The following is an 18,350-nucleotide window of genomic DNA, read 5'->3' as shown; positions in this document are numbered from 1 at the left end:
GCGGCGGGTCGCCAGGAGACCGGAGTCGGAACGCCCTCAGAACACCAGGCGCAGCACCGGGACCCGTTGCGCACCGAGCGAGATCGCGAAGGACACCACCACGATGACGAGATAGGCGACGATCGAGCCCACGATGGAGGTGGCATCGCTGAACAGCGGGAAGGTGCGGTCGAGCACGAGGAGCACGATCATGTGCACCAGGAAGACGCCGAAGGCGGCATCCGCGAGCACGGCGACACCTCTCGCGAACCTCGGCCCGAAGGCGATCCTGTCGACTCCGTGCACCCCGACGATGAAGACGCCGATGGCCGCGACAGCCACGCCGGCGCCGAGGTATCCCGGTGCGACGACGGCACGGAACAGCGGAGCCGCGCTGCTGTGGGCGACCTGGAGCACCGTGCCGACGATGGCCAGCGCTGCTGCTGCACCGGCCACGATGAGCCAGGCACGTGAGAAGCGAGCCCGGAGGAGCGCCAGCCCGGCCACGAAGTAGCCGACGTACGGAAGCCACATGTTCAGAGCGCCGAGGTAGATGGTCCGCGGCATGCCGAGGTAGGACATCACTCCGGCGGCGGCGAACACGAGCAGCGTGAAGCCCAGAATCGATCCGGCGAGGATGAGCGCGCGGCTGTTGCCTCCCTCCCGGAGGAACGCGGCGAGCACCGGGGCGAACAGCACCAGCCCGATGATCAACCAGAGGAAGTAGAGCTGCGGGTAGACCTTCGCGTCGAAGAGGATGGCGATGACGTCGCGCGGGGTGAAGCTCTGATGCAGCGCGAACACGCGGATGGCGACGAAGTACACCAGCGTCCAGAACACCAGGGCGGGCACGAGACGGGTGAGCCGGCGGCGGTAGTAGGCGGGAACGCCGGCTCGGAAGGCGCGCTCGTCGAGGTTCAGCGCTCCCGAGAGCATCACGAACACCGGAACGGCCCAGATGAAGCCCGTGTTCAGAGCGAGAGCGATCCACCAGTCGATGCTGCCGCGCGCATCGGGGTTCGTCACGATGTCGGCGAAAGTGTGGATCGCCACGACGCCGCAGATGCTGATCACCCGCAGCAGGTCGAGGCTGGCGCGGCGGCCGGTGGCGGTGGTGTGCACGGTATTCAGACTCTCCAGTTCGCACTCGGCACGTCGCCGAGTGTACCCATTGGACGGACGAGAGGCCGGTGCGGAAGATCCGCACCGGCCTCTCGTTCGAGGGATGTCCCCTACAGAACCTCACCGACGATGTGCACGCGCACGTCATTGGTGGTTCCGGGAATTCCGGGAGGGGATCCGGAGATGATGACGACCTTCTCGCCGATCTGCGCCTTGCCGGTCTTGGCCAGGAGCTCGTCCACCTGGCCGACCATCTGGTCGGTGTGGGTCACGCGGTCGACCACGAAGGACTCGACGCCCCAGTTGAGGGCCATGCGGCGACGGATGGCCGGATCCGGCGTGAACGCGAGGATGGGGATCTGCGAACGCAGACGCGACATCCGGCGCACGGACTCGCCGGACTCCGTGAACACGCAGAGGTACTTCGCCTCGACGAAGTTGGCGACGTCGACGGCGGCGAGGGTGATGGCACCGGCCTGCGTGCGCGGCTTGGTGCCGAGCGGCTGGATGCGCTCGAGACCGTGCTGCTCCGTCGACTCGACGATGCGGGCCATGGTCTGCACCGTGATCACCGGGTACTCGCCCACGCTGGTCTCACCGCTGAGCATGACGGCGTCCGCACCGTCGAGCACGGCGTTGGCGACGTCGGAGGTCTCGGCGCGGGTGGGCACCGGGCTGTGGATCATCGACTCGAGCATCTGCGTCGCGACGATGACGGGCTTGGCGAGGCGGCGAGCGATCTCGACGGCGCGCTTCTGCACGATCGGGACGGCCTCGAGCGGCAGCTCGACGCCGAGGTCGCCACGGGCGACCATGATCGAGTCGAACGCCTCGACGATCTCCTCGAGGTGATCGACGGCCTGCGGCTTCTCGATCTTGGCGACGACGGGAACGCGGCGTCCCTCCTCGTCCATGATCTCGTGCACGCGCACGATGTCGTGGGCGTCGCGCACGAACGACAGCGCGATGATGTCGGCGCCGAGGTTGAGGCCCCAGCGCAGGTCGGCCTCGTCCTTCTCCGACAGCGCCGGAACGTTGACGGCGACGCCGGGCAGGTTGATGCCCTTGTTGTTGGAGACGGGTCCGGCCACGATCACCTTGGTGGTGACGACGGTGCCGTCGGTCTCGACGACCTCGACGCGCACCTTGCCGTCGTCGATCAGGAGGAAGTCGCCGGGGGCGACATCCTGCGGCAGGCCCTTGAAGGTGGTGCCGCAGATCTCCTTGTTGCCGATGATGTCCTCGGTGGTGATCTTGAAGATGTCGCCCTCGGCGAGCTCGTAGGGTCCGTCCTCGAACTTGCCGAGGCGGATCTTCGGGCCCTGCAGGTCGACGAGCACGGCGATGGCCTTGCCCGAGTCGTTGGCCGCCTTGCGGACGTTCTGGTAGATGCCCTCGTGCACGTCATAGCTGCCGTGGCTCAGGTTCATCCGGCAGACGTCAACGCCGGCGTCGATGATCGCCCGGATGTTCTCATAGCTCGACACTGCCGGGCCGAGTGTTGCGACGATTTTCGCGCGTCTCATGTGCGTTTCTACTCCGATTGTTGTGCAGCCCTTGTGGGGCCTCGTGAAAAGACTTAGATGGTGAAGCCGCGGTCTGTCGGGCGCACGGGCGACGGCAGTTCCGTCGTTCCTTCAAGGTACCGGTCGACGGCCGCAGCCGCAGCCCGGCCCTCGGCGATGGCCCAGACGATGAGCGACTGCCCGCGGCCGGCGTCACCGGCCACGAAGACGCCGGCGTGACCCGTTGCGTAGTCGCCGTCGCGCTCCACGTTTCCGCGGCCGTCGAAGGCGACGTCGAGCTGCGATCCGAGGTCCTGCTGCTCCGGACCGGTGAAGCCCATCGCCAGGAGGACGAGGTCTGCCGGGATCTCCCGCTCCGTGCCGGCCTTGGGAACGCGGCGGCCGTCGAGGTACTCGGTCTCGGCGACGCGCAGCGCGCGCACCTCTCCGGCCTCGTTCGAGAGGAACTCGACCGTCGAGGCGAGGAACTGGCGGTTTCCGCCCTCCTCGTGAGCGCTCGAGACCTCGAAGATGGTGGGATCCATGGGCCAGGGCTGGTGCTCCGGGCGACCTGCTGACGGCTGCTGGCCGATCGCGAGGTTGGTGACGGATGCCGCACCCTGGCGGTGCGCGGTCCCGATGCAGTCGGCTCCGGTGTCGCCGCCGCCGATGACGATGACGTGCTTGTCCTCCGCGGTGATCTGGTCGGCGACCTTGTCGCCGGCACCCACGTGGTTGGACTGCGTGAGGTACTCCATGGCGAAGTGGATGCCGGACAGGTCGCGCCCGGGGATCGGCAGCTCGCGCGGGATCATGGCGCCCGTCGCCACGATCACGGCGTCGTAGCGCCGGCGGAGCTCGTCCCAGGTGATGTCGACGCCGATGTTGACGCCGGCTCGGAAGCGGGTGCCCTCTGCCGTCATCTGTTGGAGACGCTGGTCGATGTGACGCTTCTCCATCTTGAAGTCGGGGATGCCGTAGCGCAGCAGGCCGCCGATGCGGTCGTCGCGCTCGAAGACGGCCACGGTGTGGCCGGCGCGGGTCAGCTGCTGGGCGGCAGCGAGGCCGGCGGGGCCGGATCCGACGACAGCGACGGTCTTGCCGGTCAGGCGTCCTGGCGGGTGCGGCTGCACCCATCCGCTCGAGAACGCCTGGTCGATGATCGACACCTCGACCTGCTTGATGGTGACGGCGGGCTGGTTGATGCCGAGCACGCACGCCGACTCGCAGGGAGCCGGGCAGAGACGACCCGTGAACTCCGGGAAGTTGTTCGTGGCGTGCAGGCGCTCGATGGCCGCGTGGCCCTCCCCGCGCCAGGTGAGGTCGTTCCACTCGGGGATGAGGTTTCCGAGTGGGCAGCCCTGGTGGCAGAACGGAACCCCGCAGTCCATGCAGCGGCCGGCCTGGCGACGCAGCTGAGTGGCGTCACCCTGCTCGTACACCTCTTTCCAGTCCATGAGCCGCACCGGAACCGGACGGCGGGCGGGCAGCTCGCGTTCCGTAGTCTTCAGGAATCCCTTGGGGTCAGCCACGGGTCACCTCCGAGTCGTGAATGAGCACAGCATTGTCCGGACGATCCGTTTCCTCAGCCACCGGTGACCTCCAGGATTCGGGTCCAGACGACGTCGCCATCGGGGTCGAGCCCCTCGGCGACGGCCGTGTTGCGAGTTTCGAGCACCGCGGCGTAGTCGCGCGGAAGCACCTTGGTGAAGAGGGCGAGAGTCGCATCCTCGTCGGAGAGGAGGCGCTCTGCGAGCACGGATCCGGTCTCGGCCGCGTGCCTGCGCAGGAGGTCGAGCACGATCTCCCGATCGGCACTGCCGAGCGGAAGCAGGTCGAGTTCACCCGACGTGAGGGACTCGGTGTTGACGCGCTCCGGCACCAGGTCGAAGACGTAGGCCGTTCCGCCCGACATCCCGGCCCCCAGGTTGCGCCCGGTCTCACCGAGGATGAGGGCGAGACCGCCGGTCATGTACTCGAGCGCGTGGTCGCCCACACCCTCGACGACTGCTGTCGCTCCGGAGTTGCGCACCAGGAACCGCTCGCCGACCATGCCGCCGATGAACATGGCACCCTGGGTGGCTCCGTAGCCGATCACGTTGCCTGCGATGACATTGTGCTCGGCCTCGAACGTCGAGCCCTCGGGGGTGCGCACGACGATCTGGCCGCCGGAGAGGCCCTTGCCGACGTAGTCGTTGGAGTCGCCGACGAGCCGCAGCGATATTCCGCTGGGCAGGAAGGCTCCGAAGGACTGGCCGGCCGAGCCGGTGAGGGTCACCGAGATGGTGCCGGACGGCAGGCCGTTCTCGCCGTGGCGCACCGTCACCTCGTGACCGAGCATCGTGCCGACGGCACGCTCGGTGTTTCGGATGGGCAGGGCGATGTCGACGGGCGATCCGTGGTCGAGCGCGTCGGCACTCAGCCTGATGAGCTCGTTGTCGAAGTGCTTGTCGAGCTCGTGCTCCTGACCGCGGGCGTTCTTGCGCGGCTCGGAATCGGAGAAGTCGGGTCCGATGAGGATGGGCGCGAGGTCGAGACCGGATGCCTTCCAGTGCTGAACGGCGTTGTCGACGTTCAGCAGGTCTCGGCGGCCGATCGCCTCGTCGAGGCTGCGGAGACCGAGCTCGGCGAGGTACTCGCGCACCTCCTGGGCGATGAACTCGAAGAAGTTCACCACGTACTCCGCCTTGCCGCTGAAGCGCTCGCGCAGGACGGGGTTCTGCGTCGCGACGCCTACCGGGCAGGTGTCGAGGTGGCAGACGCGCATCATGATGCAGCCCTCGACGATGAGCGGGGCCGTCGCGAATCCGAACTCCTCTGCACCGAGCATGGCGCCGATCAGCACGTCGCGGCCCGTCTTCAGCTGCCCGTCGACCTGCACCACGACGCGGTCGCGCATGCCGTTCAGCATGAGCGTCTGCTGGGTCTCGGCGAGACCGAGCTCCCACGGGGTCCCGGCGTGCTTCAGCGAGTTGACGGGACTGGCACCGGTTCCGCCGTCGTGGCCCGAGACCAGGATGACGTCGGAGAGCGCCTTGGCGACGCCGGCCGCGACAGCTCCGATGCCGGACTGGCTCACGAGCTTCGTGTGCACGCGAGCGCTCGGGTTCGACCGCTTGAGGTCGAAGATGAGCTGCTTGAGGTCCTCGATCGAGTAGATGTCGTGATGCGGCGGCGGCGAGATGAGGCCGACACCGGCGGTGCCGTGGCGGGTGCGCGCGATCCAGGGGTAGACCTTGGTCGACGGCAACTGCCCGCCTTCGCCGGGCTTCGCGCCCTGGGCGAGCTTGATCTGCAGGTCGGTGGCGTGGGTCAGGTACATGCTCGTGACGCCGAAGCGACCCGAGGCGACCTGCTTGATGGCGCTGCGTCGCTCCGGATCGAGCAGACGGTCGAGGTCCTCGCCACCCTCTCCGGTGTTCGACTTTCCGCCGAGGCGGTTCATCGCGATGGCGAGGGTCTCGTGCGCCTCCTTGGAGATCGAGCCGTAGCTCATCGCCCCGGTCGAGAAGCGCTTCACGATCGAGGCCACCGACTCGACCTCGTCGATCGGAACGGGAGTGCGCTGAGCACCGTTGAATCTGAACATGCCGCGCAGGGTCATGAGCTGCTCGGCCTGGTCGTCGACGAGCTTGGTGTACTCGCGGAAGATGTCGTAACGGCGCGTGCGCGTCGAGTGCTGCAGCCTGAACACCGTCTCGGGGTTGAACAGGTGCGGCGCGCCGTCGCGGCGCCACTGGTACTCGCCGCCGGTCGCCAGGCGCTCGTGCGCAGTGGCGGCGGCGTCCTCCGGATAGGCGGCCGTGTGGCGCGCCAGGTTCTCAGCGGCGATCACATCGATGCCGATGCCGCCGAGCTTCGAGGTGGTTCCGGTGAAGTACTCGGCGATGAAGTCCTCGGAGAGCCCGATCGCCTCGAAGGCCTGGGCGCCGGCGTAGGACGCCATCGTGGAGATGCCCATCTTCGACATGATCTTGAGCACGCCCTTGCCGAGCGCCTTGATGACGTTGGCGACGGCCTTCTCAGGGGTGACTCCCTGCAGCACGCCGGAGCGCACGAGATTCTCGCTGGTCTCCATGGCGAGGTAGGGGTTGACCGCGGAAGCCCCGTAGCCGATGAGCAGCGCCACGTGGTGCACCTCGCGCACATCGCCGGCCTCGACCAGAAGGCCGACCTTCATGCGGTTCTGCGCGCGGATGAGGTGGTGGTGCACGGCCGCCGTCATGAGGAGCGACGGAATGGGGGCGAGTTCCTTGGTGGAGTCGCGGTCGCTCAGCACGATGTACTCCGCGCCGGCGGCGATGGCCTCGTCGACCTCGTCGCACATCGCGGCCAGGCGGTCGCGCAGCGCCTCGGGTCCGGCATCCACCCGGTAGAGGCCCCGGATGGTCGTCGCGGTGCGGGAGCCGGGGTCCGGGTCGATGTGCTGGATCTTGGCGAGCTCGTCGTTGTCGATGACCGGGAAGGTGAGCACGACCTGGTGGGCGTGCTCGGGTCCGGCTGTCAGCAGGTTGCGCTCGGGGCCGACGGACGTTCCGAGCGAGGTGACGACCTCTTCACGGATGCTGTCGAGCGGCGGGTTCGTCACCTGGGCGAACTGCTGCGTGAAGTAGTCGAAGATGAGGCGCGGTCGGTCGGAGAGCACGGCGATCGGGGTGTCCGATCCCATTGCGCCGAGGGGCTCTGCGCCGTTCTTCGCCATCGGCGACAGGAGGATGCGCACCTCCTCCTCGGTGTAGCCGAAGGTGCGCTGGCGACGCACGACCGATGCCGGCGGGTGCACGATGTGCTCGCGCTCCGGCAGGTCGGAGAGCTTGATGCGCTCGTCGGCGAGCCAGTCGCCCCACGGCTCGGAGGCGGCGAGCTCCGCCTTGATCTCGTCGTCCTCGATGAGGCGGCCGGCCTCGGTGTCGACGAGGAACATGCGGCCGGGCCGCAGACGCCCCTTGCGCACGACCTTCGACGGGTCGACGTCGATGACGCCGATCTCGCTGGCGAGCACGACGAGACCGTCATCCGTCACCAGGAAGCGGCCGGGACGCAGACCGTTGCGGTCGAGGGTGGCGCCGACCAGAGAGCCGTCGGTGAAGACGATGGCGGCAGGGCCGTCCCACGGCTCCATGAGCATGGAGTGGTACTCGTAGAACGCGCGACGCTCCGGATCGATCTCGGTCTGCTTCTCCCAGGCCTCGGGGACCATCATCATGACGGCGTGCGGAAGCGAGCGCCCGGTGAGCTGCAGCAACTCGACGACCTCGTCGAACGAGGCCGAGTCGCTGCCTCCGGGGGTCACGATGGGAAGCAATGGCTGGATGGGGCCCAGAACCTCGGACTCCAGCTGCGACTGACGCGCCCGCATCCAGTTGCGGTTGCCCTGGATGGTGTTGATCTCGCCGTTGTGCGCGATCATGCGGAACGGCTGGGCCAGGGGCCACGAGGGGAAGGTGTTCGTCGAGTACCGCGAGTGCACGAGGGCGAGCTTCGAGGCGAAGCGCTCGTCGGAGAGATCGGGGTAGAACGGCTCGAGCTGGAGCGTCGTGACCATGCCCTTGTAGACGAGCGTGCGGCTCGACAGCGAGGCGAAGTAGACCTCGAGGTCGCGCTCGACGCGCTTGCGCAGCCTGTAGGCCTGACGCTCGAGGGCGAGTCCGCTGAGGCTCTCACCGTCGTCATCGGTCAGCGCGCTCGCGAGGAAGAGCTGCTGGATGGCGGGCATCGCCGCTCGCGCGAGCGATCCGACCTCGTCGGGACGCACGGGGATCTCGCGCCAGCCGAGCACGACGAGGCCTTCCTCCTGCGCGAACTGCGCGAGGCGGCGCTTGACGTTGCTGCGCGCGGTGGGGTCGGTCGGGAGGAAGGCGTTGCCGACGGCGTACCGTCCGACCTCGGGAAGGGCGAAGCCGGAGACCGCTCGGAGGAAAGCATCCGGGATCTGCGTGATGATGCCGGCACCGTCACCGGTTCCGGCATCGGAGCCGACGGCGCCGCGGTGCTCGAGGTTGCGCAGTGCGTTCAGAGCGGTCTCGATGATGTCGTGACCGGCCGTGCCGCGGAGCGTGGCGACCATCGCCAGACCGCAGGCGTCCTTCTCGGCGGCGGGGTCGTAGAGACCCTGCCGCGCCGGAACCGCACTGAAACGTGAGAACACGGGTGTTACTGCCATGGGGACCGCCCTCAGGAAGTTATCGGAGGCGGGACGACGTCGGCCCGAAAGGAAACAAGTCGCGTACGTCCCCTGTGGGGACTCTGTCGCGAAGAGGACTGCGGGGTTGCCCGGACCTAAGCGCGCGAGCCGGTCGTGCTTGTGGCACCGGCATCGCTCGATTCGATCACAGAGGCATCATCGCCAGGCTCGATCTCATCGGTTGCCCCCGAGTCTACCTCAGCGTCGTCGACGTACTCGTCGCTGTCCAGTGGCGGGTTCCACTCGCGGCCCGGGGTGTAGGGCGAGAGCTCGGCGCCGACATGCCTGCGGTTCTGCACGGAGATGATGATGATGCCCAGCAGGATCGCGCCCCACGCCGCCCACACGTTCACGCGGACGCCGAGGAAGATCTCGCTCGGATCGAGGCGGATGGTCTCGAGCGGCCAGCGGCCGAGGCCGTACCAGACGAGGTAGAAGCCGAATGCCTTGCCCCAGCGCATGTTGAATCGGCGCTCGAGGAAGGCGACCAGCACGATGATGCCGAGGATGTTCCAGAGCATCTCGTAGAGGAAGGTCGGCTGGAACAGGGTGCCGTCGGGCAGGCCGGCCGGCCAGGCCGGGTTGTCCGACTCGATCTCGAGGCCCCACGGCAGCGTCGTGGGCTGGCCGAACAGCTCGTGGTTGAACCAGTTGCCGAGCCGTCCGAGAGCCTGGGCGGCGAGGAGGCCCGGGGCGAGCGCATCGGCGAAGGAGAAGAAGCGCACACCGGTGATGCGGCAGGCTATCAGCACACCGACGGCTCCTCCGATGAGAGCGCCGAAGATCGCTCCGCCGCCCTCCCAGATGGCCCAGATCGAGCCGGGCTGGAACGGGTTCCAGATGTTGGCGCCCTCGTAGAAGTAGTCGCTCGGGTGCGTGAACACGTGGTACAGCCGGGCGCCGACGATGCCGAGCGGCACTGCCCAGAGGGCGATGTCCAGAACGATTCCGGGCTCGGCTCCGCGCTTCGTGAGACGGCGGCTGGTCCAGATGGTGGCGACGATGATCCCGGCGAGGATGCACAGCGCGTACGCGTGGATGTTCAGGGTGACGAACCCCAGCGGGATCTCGAAACCATCCCAGGAGGGGCTGGGGATGCTCAGGGGTGCAGTCACCGGGGACGTACCTTTCGTTGTGTTCGCTCGAGCGCTGGCCGGTCACGGGCCGCGTCGCTCGGTCACTTTACCGCAGGGGGCTATGCCGGGATTCTCGTGCCGCTCGACAGCTCGGCCGCGAGGGCGCCGACGGCGTCGATGCCGCCCTCGGCGAGGGCCTTGACCAGGGCGGATCCGACGATGGCGCCGTCGGCGTACTCGAGCACCTCGCGCACCTGGGCGGCGGTCGAGATGCCGATGCCCACACAGGTGCTGGTGGCTCCGGCGTCGCGCAGGCGGCCGACGAGCGTTCGGGCAGCGGCATCGACGTCGGAACGAGCTCCGGTGATCCCCATGGTGGAGACGGCGTAGACGAAGCCGCGGCTGGCCTCGACGGCCTGACGGAGCCGGGCATCCGTCGACGACGGGGCGGCGAGGAAGACGCGATCGAGCCCGGCGCGCTCGGAGGCGGTCAACCACGGGCCGGCCTCGTCGGGAATGAGGTCGGGAGTGATGAGCCCGGCTCCCCCGGCCGCGGCCAGGTCGTCGGCGAACCTGTCGACGCCGTACTGAACCACGGGATTCCAGTACGTCATGATGAGCACGGGCGCCGACACCTGCTCGGTGATCGCCGTGACCGCCGTGAAACCGTCGCGCAGGCGGAAGCCGTCGGCCAGCGCCCGCTGGGTGGCCGCCTGGATGACGGGGCCGTCCATGACGGGGTCGGAGTACGGCAGACCCAGCTCGAGCACGTCGACGCCGTTCTCGACCAGGGCGACGGCCGCGTCGACCGAGGCACCGAGGCTGGGGAAGCCGACGGGCAGGTAGCCGATCAGGGCGCCGCTGCCAGCATCGACCCGCGTGCGGATGGCGGTGGCGACAGTGCTCGTGGTCATGACTGCTCCGCTCCGGCGTCGATGAGGTCGAAGTAGCGCCCGGCCGTCTCCATGTCCTTGTCCCCGCGACCGGAGAGATTGATGAGGATGACGGCGTCGGGTCCGAGCTCCTTGCCGAGCTCGATGGCGCCGGCGAGGGCATGGGAGGACTCGATGGCGGGGATGATCCCCTCGGTGCGGCTGAGGAGGCGCAGGGCGCTCATGGCGTCGGCATCCGTCACCGGACGGTACTGCGCCCGGCCGATGTCCGAGAGCCACGAGTGCTCGGGCCCGACGCCCGGGTAGTCGAGCCCAGCGGAGATGGAGTGCGACTCGACGGTCTGGCCGTCCTCGTCCTGGAGCATGAAGCTGCGCGCGCCGTGCAGCACGCCGGGCTTGCCCTTGGTGATCGTCGCCGCATGGCGCGGGCCGTCGACGCCCTCTCCCCCGGCCTCGAAGCCGTAGAGGGCGACGTCGGTGTCATCGAGGAAGGCGTGGAAGATGCCGATGGCGTTCGAGCCGCCTCCGACACAGGCTGCGACCGCCGTGGGCAGCGCTCCGGTGCGCTCCAGAACCTGGGCGCGCGCCTCCTCGCCGATGATCTTCTGGAAGTCGCGCACCATCGCGGGGAACGGATGCGGTCCGGCCACGGTGCCGAAGATGTAGTTGGTGTGATCCACATTCGTGACCCAGTCGCGCATGGCCTCATTGATCGCGTCCTTCAGCGTGCGCGATCCGGCAGTCACCGGGATGACCTCGGCGCCGAGCAGGCGCATGCGGGCCACGTTGAGCGCCTGCCGCTCCGTGTCGACCTCGCCCATGTAGACGACGCAGTCGAGCCCGAACAGGGCGGCTGCCGTCGCCGTCGCCACGCCGTGCTGGCCGGCGCCGGTCTCGGCGATGACGCGGGTCTTGCCGATGCGCCGGGTGAGAAGGGCCTGCCCGAGCACGTTGTTGATCTTGTGCGAGCCCGTGTGATTCAGGTCCTCGCGCTTGAGGATGATGCGGGCACCGCCGGCGTGCTGCGCGAAGCGCGGAACCTCGGTGATGAGCGACGGTCGGCCGACGTAGTTCACGAGCAGGTCCGTCAGCTCGGCGGTGAACTCGGGGTCGAGCTTCGCGAGCTCGTACGCCTCCGACAGCTCGTCGAGGGCGGCGATGAGCGACTCTGGGACGAATCGTCCGCCGAAATCGCCGAAATAGGGGCCTTCTTCAGTACGGAGGGACATCGTTTTCACACCTGCAGGAAGTCGTGGAGCGTGGATTCCGGGTCGCCATGGGTGACGAGGGCTTCGCCGACGAGGACGACGTCGGCGCCGGCCGCGCGGTAGTGCGCGACGTCGTCGACCGTCTTGACGGCGGATTCGGCGACGCGGATGACGCCGTCGGGGATGGATGCGGCGAGCCGGCCGAAGAGATCGCGGTCGAGCTCGAAGGTGGAGAGGTCGCGGGCGTTGACGCCGATGAGCCCGGCACCGATGTCGATGGCCCGCGAGAGCTCCTCGCCGCTGTGAGTCTCGACCAGAGCCGTCATTCCGAGTTCGCCGATGAGGGCGTGCAGCTCGGCCAGGACCGGCTGCTCGAGTGCGGCCACGATGAGCAGCACGAGGTCGGCGCCGGCGGCGCGGGCCTCGAACACCTGGTACGCCGTGCCGATGAAGTCCTTGCGCAGCACGGGGATGCCCACGGCCGCGCGCACGGCCTCGAGGTCGGCGAGGGACCCGCCGAAACGACGCTCCTCGGTCAGCACGCTGATCGCCGAGGCACCGCCGCGCTCGTAGGAGAGCGCGAGGGCCGCTGGGTCTGCGATGGCGGCGAGCGAACCCCGCGACGGGCTGGCGCGCTTGACCTCCGCGATGATGCGCACGGCATCCGCGGGAGCGAGTGCGGACAGAGCATCGAGGGCTGCCGGCCGTGCGATGGCCACCCGCTCGACGTCGGCGAGCGGTCGCTCGCTGCGGCGCGTCTCCGAGTCCTCGATCGATCCGCTCGTGAGGGCGGTCAGGAGGTTCAGTGTTCTCTCACCGTGGTCTTCGAGCCACCGACGCCGTACCCGGCGCGTGCCAGAGCCCATCCGACGAGAGCACCGATGACGAGGAGCACGGCCGAGGCCCAGACCAGCCAGACGAGCTCGAAGAAGAAGGCGACGGTGCCGATCGTGAAAGCGACCAGCATGATGATGACAGCGGTCCAGGCGGCCGGCGAATGTCCGTGTCCGAGCTCGGCGGTCTCTGTACTCATGGTTCTCCTCGTGCGAGTTGGGGTGCTGGAGAAGTCTATCGGTTGGCCGAGCCGGCGTCGGGCTCGGCGGTCGGGTCGTCGCCACGGGACAGCTCGTCCCATTCGTCGACCGCGCGGTCCTTCGCGCTCACCTCGGTGCTCTCGAGGCGAACGGCCTGGTACTTGCGGGCGGATGCCGGCCAGCGACGGGTCGTGACGAGGACGCCGATCGCGCCGAGGGCGATGACGATGCCGGCGACGAGCGCCAGCACCGGCCACGCACTGCCTGCGACGGAGCCGACCAGCTCGTGCACGGACTCGGATCCCGAGACCCCCGTCGCCGCCGTGACGACCGACGCTCCGGCCGCGATGGGGTCGCCGAGCGCGAGCGTGGTCGAGAGGATCACGCTGGCACCGAGCAGTACTCCGAGCACGCCGAGCACGATGCGGATGAAGGGTCCGGCGATGGCGAGGGCCGCGGCCAGGGCGAGCGCCGCGAAGGCGAGAGCGCTGAGCGCCGGAGCCGCGACGGCTCCGCTCACGGCGAGCTCGGTCGACCCGCCGGCTCCCGACGTCACCGCGAGGGTGAACCACTGCTGTGTCGCGGCGAGCAGGGCCAGTGCCGCCCCGATCACGACGACGAGGATGACCTTGTACTTCGGCTTCTGCACTACGCGGTCCTCATCACTGCGCCACCCGCGTCATGGCGTTGGCGATGGCGACGGCACGGAGGGGCGCCGCTGCCTTGGTGCGCGACTCCTCGTACTCCGTCGCCGGGTCGGAGTCAGCCACCAGGCCCGCTCCTGCCTGCACATGAGCGACTCCGCCGGCGATGACGGCGGTGCGGATGGCGATGGCCAGGTCGGCGTCTCCCCCGAAGCCGAAGTACCCGACCACACCGCCGTAGACGCCGCGCTGAGCCGGTTCGAGCTCATCGATGATCTCGAGGGCGCGCGGCTTCGGAGCACCGGAGAGGGTGCCGGCGGGGAACGTGGCCCTGAAGGCGTCGATGGCAGTCCGCCCCGGAGCGAGGTCGCCCTCGACCGAGGACACGATGTGCATGATGTGGCTGAAGCGCTCGACGCGCATGAACTCGGTGACCTCCACCGTTCCCGCCGTGCAGACCCGCGAGAGGTCGTTGCGCGCCAGGTCGACCAGCATGAGGTGCTCGGCGCGCTCCTTGGCGTCGGCGAGCAGCTCCTTCTCGAGGTCGGCGTCCTCCTCGGGGTTCGCGCCGCGCGGGCGGGAACCTGCGATCGGATGCGTGAACGTGCGGCCGTCCTGCACCTTGACGAGCGACTCGGGAGACGACCCGACGATCCAGTACGGCTCTCCCGTCGCGTCCTCGAGGCTCAGCAGGTACATGTACGGGCTGGGATTCAGGCTGCGGAGCACCCGATAGACGTCGAGCGGGTGCGCCTCGGCCGGATGATCGAACCGCTGGGAGACGACGACCTGGAAGACGTCGCCCTCGCGCACGTAGTGCTTGGACTTCTCGACGGCGTTCTCGTAGTCCGCCCGGGGCACGCGATGGGTCGGATCGGCCGGCGTCGTCAGGTCGACGATGGCCAGGGCGGGTTCCGACGGCGCCGCGAGGGCGGCCTGCAGGGCGTCGAGCCTGGCCTGGGCGTCGGCCCAGGCAGCATCCGTCGTCGCCTCGCCGTCGTTCAACACGCTCGCGATGAGCGACACCGTGCCGAACCTGTGGTCGAGTACGACGAGGTCGGCGACGAAGGCGAATGCCTGCCCCGGAACCTCGTAGTCGGCCGGCGGGCGGTTCGGCAGGTGCTCGAGCTGGCGCACGGCCTCCCAGCCGATGAAGCCGACGAGTCCACCGGTGAGCGGAGGGTGGCCGTCGACTGGGGCGGTCTGCCAGCGGGTGTAGACCTGTCCGAGCACCTCGAGCGGGGCGAGGCCGCCGATGTCGCCGAGGATGCGGTCCGCGGTCTCGGTCGCTCCGATCCACCGCACCGAGTCCTCGTGCTGGGTGAGAACGCCGAAGGAGTTGACGCCGACGAACGAGTAGCGCGACCAGATGCCGCCCTGCTCCGCTGACTCGAGCAGGAAGCTGCCCGGGCGTCCGCCGGTGAGCTTGCGATAGATGGCGACAGGCGATTCCGCGTCGGCGAACAGCTCGCGGATGACGGGGATGACGCGGTGATCCGGCGTGAGGGCGTCGAACGTCTCACGGGTGGTCGTTCCGGTGGCGGACGTCATGATTCCTCCGGGTTCTCGGTCGGGCTCGAGGGTGCCGATGCCGTCACGGGCCGGAGCGGATCCACGTCGAAGCAGCTGTGCTCGCCCGTGTGGCAGGCGGCACCGATCTGCTCGACCTGCACGAGCAGCGTGTCGGCATCGCAGTCGAGCGCTGCACCGCGCACGTACTGGGCGTGGCCGGACGTGTCGCCCTTGCGCCAGTACTCCTGGCGTGACCGTGACCAGAAGGTGACGCGGCCCTCGGTGAGAGTGCGGCGCAGCGCCTCGGAATCCATCCATCCGAGCATGAGCACCTCGCGGGTGTCCCACTCCTGGATGACGGCGGGCAGCAACCCGTCGCTGCCGAACGTCGCCCGCGCCAGCACGGCGTCGACGTCGGTTCCGGCCGGAGTCTCGCCCTGCTCCGTGGTGTTCATGCGCGGACCACCGCTCCCTCTCGTGCGAGTTCCTGCTTGACCTGGCCGATGGTGAGCAGCCCGTCGTGGAAGACGCTCGCGGCGAGCACGGCATCCGCCCCTGCCCCGATGGCCGGGGCGAAGTGCTCGATGGCGCCGGCCCCGCCCGATGCGATGACCGGAACACTGCTGACCGCGCGCATGGCGCGCACCAGCTCCAGATCGAACCCGGCCTTGGTTCCGTCGGCATCGATGGAGTTGACCAGCAGCTCACCGGCGCCCAGCTCGATGGCCCGCCTGGCCCAATCGAGGGCGTCGAGGGTCGTCTCGGTGCGACCGCCGTGAGTCGTCACGACGAAGCCCGACGGCGTGGACGGACTGCGCTTCACGTCGAGCGACAGCACGAGGACCTGGGCTCCGAAGCGATCGGCGATCTCGCCGATGAGCTCCGGACGACGGATGGCCGCACTGTTCACGCCGATCTTGTCGGCGCCGCACGCCAGGAGACGCGCCACGTCGTCGGCGCTGCGCACGCCGCCGCCGACGGTGAGCGGGATGAAGACCTGCTCGGCCGTGCGCTCGACGATGTCGTAGGTGGTCGAGCGGTCGTCGACCGTGGCCGTGACGTCGAGGAAGGTGATCTCGTCCGCGCCCTGTTCGTAGTAGGTGCGGGCGAGTTCGACCGGGTCGCCGGCGTCGCGCAGGTTGAGGAAGTTGACGCCCTTCACCACGCGGCCGTCTGCCACGTCGAGGCACGGGATCACGCGCACGGAGAGTGACATGCCAGCCTCCCTAGAGCCGCGCGGCGTGGATGGTCGTGACCAGGATGGCGCGGGCGCCGAGCTCGTAGAGCGCATCCATGACGTTGTTGGTGTCGTCGCGGGGAATCATCACGCGCACGGCGACCCAGTCGGGGTCGTGCAGGGGCGAGACCGTCGGCGACTCGAAACCGGGGGCGAGAGCCGTGGCCTGCACCAGCAGGCGGGCAGGCACGTCGTAGTCCATGAGCACGTAGCGCCGTGCGACGAGCACTCCCTGGAGCCTGCGCAGGAGCGTGGCCGTGCCCGGCTTCTCGTCGGGTGAGCTGATGAGCACGGCCGTCGACTCGAGGATGACGGGTCCGAAGACCGAGAGGCCGGCCTTGCGAAGCGTCGTGCCGGTCTCGACGACGTCGGCGATGGCATCGGCCACGCCGAGACGGACGGCAGACTCGACGGCGCCATCGAGGGTCACCAGGGTGGCCGCGATCCCGTGGCGCTCGAGGAACTCCCCGACGAGGATCGGGTAGCTCGTGGCGACGCGAACCCCTTCGAGGTCGGCGAGATCGGTGAACCTCTCCGCCGGACCGGCGAAGCGGAAGGTGGAGCGGGCGAACTCGAGCTCCGCCGTCTCGGTCGCTTCCGAGCCGGAGTCGATGAGCAGGTCGCGTCCCGTGATGCCGACGTCGAGCGCGCCGGAGCCGACGTAGGTGGCGATGTCGCGCGGGCGCAGGTAGAAGAACTCGACGCCGTTGCGCTCGTCGACGATGTGCAGCTCCTTGGCGTCGCGACGACCGGCGTATCCGGCCTCCGAGAGCATGTCGGCGGCGGTCTCGGACAGTGAGCCCTTGTTGGGCACTGCGATTCTCAGCATGGTGATGGGGTCTTCCGATGGGTCAGGCGAAACGTGGGTGGACAACGGGCGAACGCGCGTTCACAGATGTCGGTACACGTCGGCCGGGGTCAGACCCTTCGCGACCAGGAGAACCTGGAGGTGGTAGAGGAGCTGCGAGATCTCCTCTGCGGTCTCCTCGTCCGACTGGTACTCGGCCGCCATCCAGACCTCGGCAGCCTCCTCGACGATCTTCTTGCCGATCGCGTGCACGCCGGCGTCGAGCTCGCGCACGGTGCCGGAACCCTCGGGGCGTGTCTGCGCCTTCTCGGAGAGTTCGGCGAACAGTTCGTCGAATGTCTTCACAGCATCAACGGTACTAGTGACCGTGCACGTGTGACGCCGCGGCCGCCCGCAGCTCGACGATCGCGTCGTCCGGCACGTCGGCGTTGAACACCGCGGAGCCGGCCACGAAGGTGTCAGCGCCGGCGTCGGCCGCGATGCGGATCGTCTCCGCCGTGATGCCGCCGTCGACCTGCAGCCAGACGTCGGCACCGGAGCGACGGACGGCATCCGCGAGTCGAGAGAGCTTGGGCATCGTGGACGGCATGAAGCTCTGGCCGCCGAAACCGGGTTCCACCGTCATCACGAGGATCTGGTCGAACTCGTCGAGCATCTCGAGGTAGGGCTCGACGGGCGTGCCCGGCTTCAGCGCGAGGCCGGCACGGGCGCCGAGCTTTCGCAGGGAGCGTGCGAGAGCGACGGGCTCGCGGGCGGCCTCGGCGTGGAAGGTCACCGAGAAGGCACCGGCCTCCGCATAGCCGGGGGCCCAGCGGTCGGGGTCGTCGATCATGAGATGGACGTCGAGCGGCAGCGGGGACACCTCCTGCAGGCGCGTGGCCATCTGCAGGCCGAAGGTCAGGTTCGGCACGAAGTGGTTGTCCATGATGTCGACATGAACGGCGTCTGCGGCGCGGATGCGGCCGAGTTCGCCCTCGAGATTGGCGAAGTCGGCGGAGAGGATGCTCGGATTGATCCTGGCGGGCATGGGATCCAATCTACCGGGCATCCAGTCGTAGAGGGCCGGACGGAGTCCGCGCCCGAAACGCGCTGGCTCTGACTGCACTTCGGCCGCGGACTCGGTCCGGGCCTCGACGAGCCGGGGATGT

Annotated in this window: 16 protein-coding genes; all 16 read right to left on the bottom strand. The window is 68.7% G+C overall.

Annotated features, from left to right (window positions below; translation table 11 throughout):
* Window positions 1-36: 36 nt before the first annotated feature.
* A complete protein-coding gene (locus tag ASC59_RS03075; RefSeq protein WP_055818237.1) occupies window positions 37-1,101 on the bottom strand; it encodes an acyltransferase in 1,065 nt (354 codons plus the stop codon).
* A gap of 110 nt (window positions 1,102-1,211) precedes the next feature.
* Window positions 1,212-2,627, bottom strand: coding sequence for a pyruvate kinase (gene pyk, locus ASC59_RS03070; RefSeq protein ID WP_055818235.1), 1,416 nt, complete (start codon window positions 2,625-2,627; stop codon window positions 1,212-1,214).
* A gap of 53 nt (window positions 2,628-2,680) precedes the next feature.
* The gene (locus ASC59_RS03065; RefSeq protein WP_055818233.1) at window positions 2,681-4,138 is read right to left on the bottom strand and encodes a glutamate synthase subunit beta; all 1,458 of its coding nucleotides are present in this window, start codon (window positions 4,136-4,138) and stop codon (window positions 2,681-2,683) included.
* A 53-nt stretch (window positions 4,139-4,191) separates the two neighbouring features.
* Window positions 4,192-8,769 (bottom strand): glutamate synthase large subunit, encoded by a 4,578-nt coding sequence (gltB, locus tag ASC59_RS03060; protein WP_055818231.1) that lies wholly within the window; start codon window positions 8,767-8,769, stop codon window positions 4,192-4,194.
* A gap of 116 nt (window positions 8,770-8,885) precedes the next feature.
* Window positions 8,886-9,905: a prolipoprotein diacylglyceryl transferase gene (gene lgt, locus ASC59_RS03055; protein ID WP_055818229.1), complete on the bottom strand. Its 1,020-nt coding sequence runs from the start codon at window positions 9,903-9,905 to the stop codon at window positions 8,886-8,888.
* An 80-nt stretch (window positions 9,906-9,985) separates the two neighbouring features.
* Window positions 9,986-10,780 (bottom strand): tryptophan synthase subunit alpha, encoded by a 795-nt coding sequence (trpA, locus tag ASC59_RS03050; protein WP_055818227.1) that lies wholly within the window; start codon window positions 10,778-10,780, stop codon window positions 9,986-9,988.
* On the bottom strand, window positions 10,777-11,988 hold the full coding sequence (gene trpB / locus ASC59_RS03045) for a tryptophan synthase subunit beta (RefSeq protein WP_055818225.1): 1,212 nt from the start codon (window positions 11,986-11,988) through the stop codon (window positions 10,777-10,779). Before trpB ends, trpA begins: the two co-directional genes overlap by 4 nt.
* A 5-nt stretch (window positions 11,989-11,993) precedes the next feature.
* Window positions 11,994-12,833, bottom strand: a complete 840-nt coding sequence (gene trpC, locus ASC59_RS03040; RefSeq protein WP_082513358.1) for an indole-3-glycerol phosphate synthase TrpC — start codon at window positions 12,831-12,833, stop codon at window positions 11,994-11,996.
* Entirely contained in the window at window positions 12,770-13,000 is a 231-nt protein-coding gene (locus ASC59_RS03035) for a DUF6704 family protein (RefSeq protein WP_055818223.1), read from the bottom strand. Before ASC59_RS03035 ends, trpC begins: the two co-directional genes overlap by 64 nt.
* A 35-nt stretch (window positions 13,001-13,035) precedes the next feature.
* The gene (locus ASC59_RS03030; RefSeq protein WP_055818221.1) at window positions 13,036-13,650 is read right to left on the bottom strand and encodes a Trp biosynthesis-associated membrane protein; all 615 of its coding nucleotides are present in this window, start codon (window positions 13,648-13,650) and stop codon (window positions 13,036-13,038) included.
* 13 nt (window positions 13,651-13,663) lie between these two features.
* Window positions 13,664-15,196 (bottom strand): anthranilate synthase component I, encoded by a 1,533-nt coding sequence (locus ASC59_RS03025; protein WP_200942309.1) that lies wholly within the window; start codon window positions 15,194-15,196, stop codon window positions 13,664-13,666.
* Window positions 15,193-15,612, bottom strand: a complete 420-nt coding sequence (hisI, locus tag ASC59_RS03020; RefSeq protein WP_055818219.1) for a phosphoribosyl-AMP cyclohydrolase — start codon at window positions 15,610-15,612, stop codon at window positions 15,193-15,195. The genes ASC59_RS03025 and hisI overlap by 4 nt, the downstream gene beginning before the upstream one ends.
* Window positions 15,609-16,373, bottom strand: a complete 765-nt coding sequence (hisF, locus tag ASC59_RS03015) for an imidazole glycerol phosphate synthase subunit HisF (protein ID WP_055818217.1) — start codon at window positions 16,371-16,373, stop codon at window positions 15,609-15,611. The genes hisI and hisF overlap by 4 nt, the downstream gene beginning before the upstream one ends.
* Window positions 16,374-16,383: 10 nt before the next feature.
* Complete coding sequence (gene hisG, locus ASC59_RS03010) at window positions 16,384-17,223, bottom strand: ATP phosphoribosyltransferase (RefSeq protein ID WP_055818215.1); 840 nt, start codon at window positions 17,221-17,223, stop codon at window positions 16,384-16,386.
* Window positions 17,224-17,283: 60 nt separating this feature from the next.
* Complete coding sequence (locus ASC59_RS03005; RefSeq protein WP_055818213.1) at window positions 17,284-17,547, bottom strand: phosphoribosyl-ATP diphosphatase; 264 nt, start codon at window positions 17,545-17,547, stop codon at window positions 17,284-17,286.
* A gap of 13 nt (window positions 17,548-17,560) precedes the next feature.
* Window positions 17,561-18,229 carry a ribulose-phosphate 3-epimerase gene (gene rpe, locus ASC59_RS03000; protein WP_055818211.1) on the bottom strand — a complete coding sequence of 223 codons (669 nt, stop codon included), beginning with the start codon at window positions 18,227-18,229 and terminating at the stop codon, window positions 17,561-17,563.
* Between the last annotated feature and the right edge of the window lie 121 nt (window positions 18,230-18,350).

The sequence above is a fragment of the Leifsonia sp. Root1293 genome (genome assembly GCF_001425325.1).
Lineage (GTDB): Bacteria > Actinomycetota > Actinomycetes > Actinomycetales > Microbacteriaceae > Orlajensenia.
The sequence above is the reverse complement of the archived record's forward strand: the minus strand, read 5'-3'. Positions and strand labels throughout refer to the sequence as shown.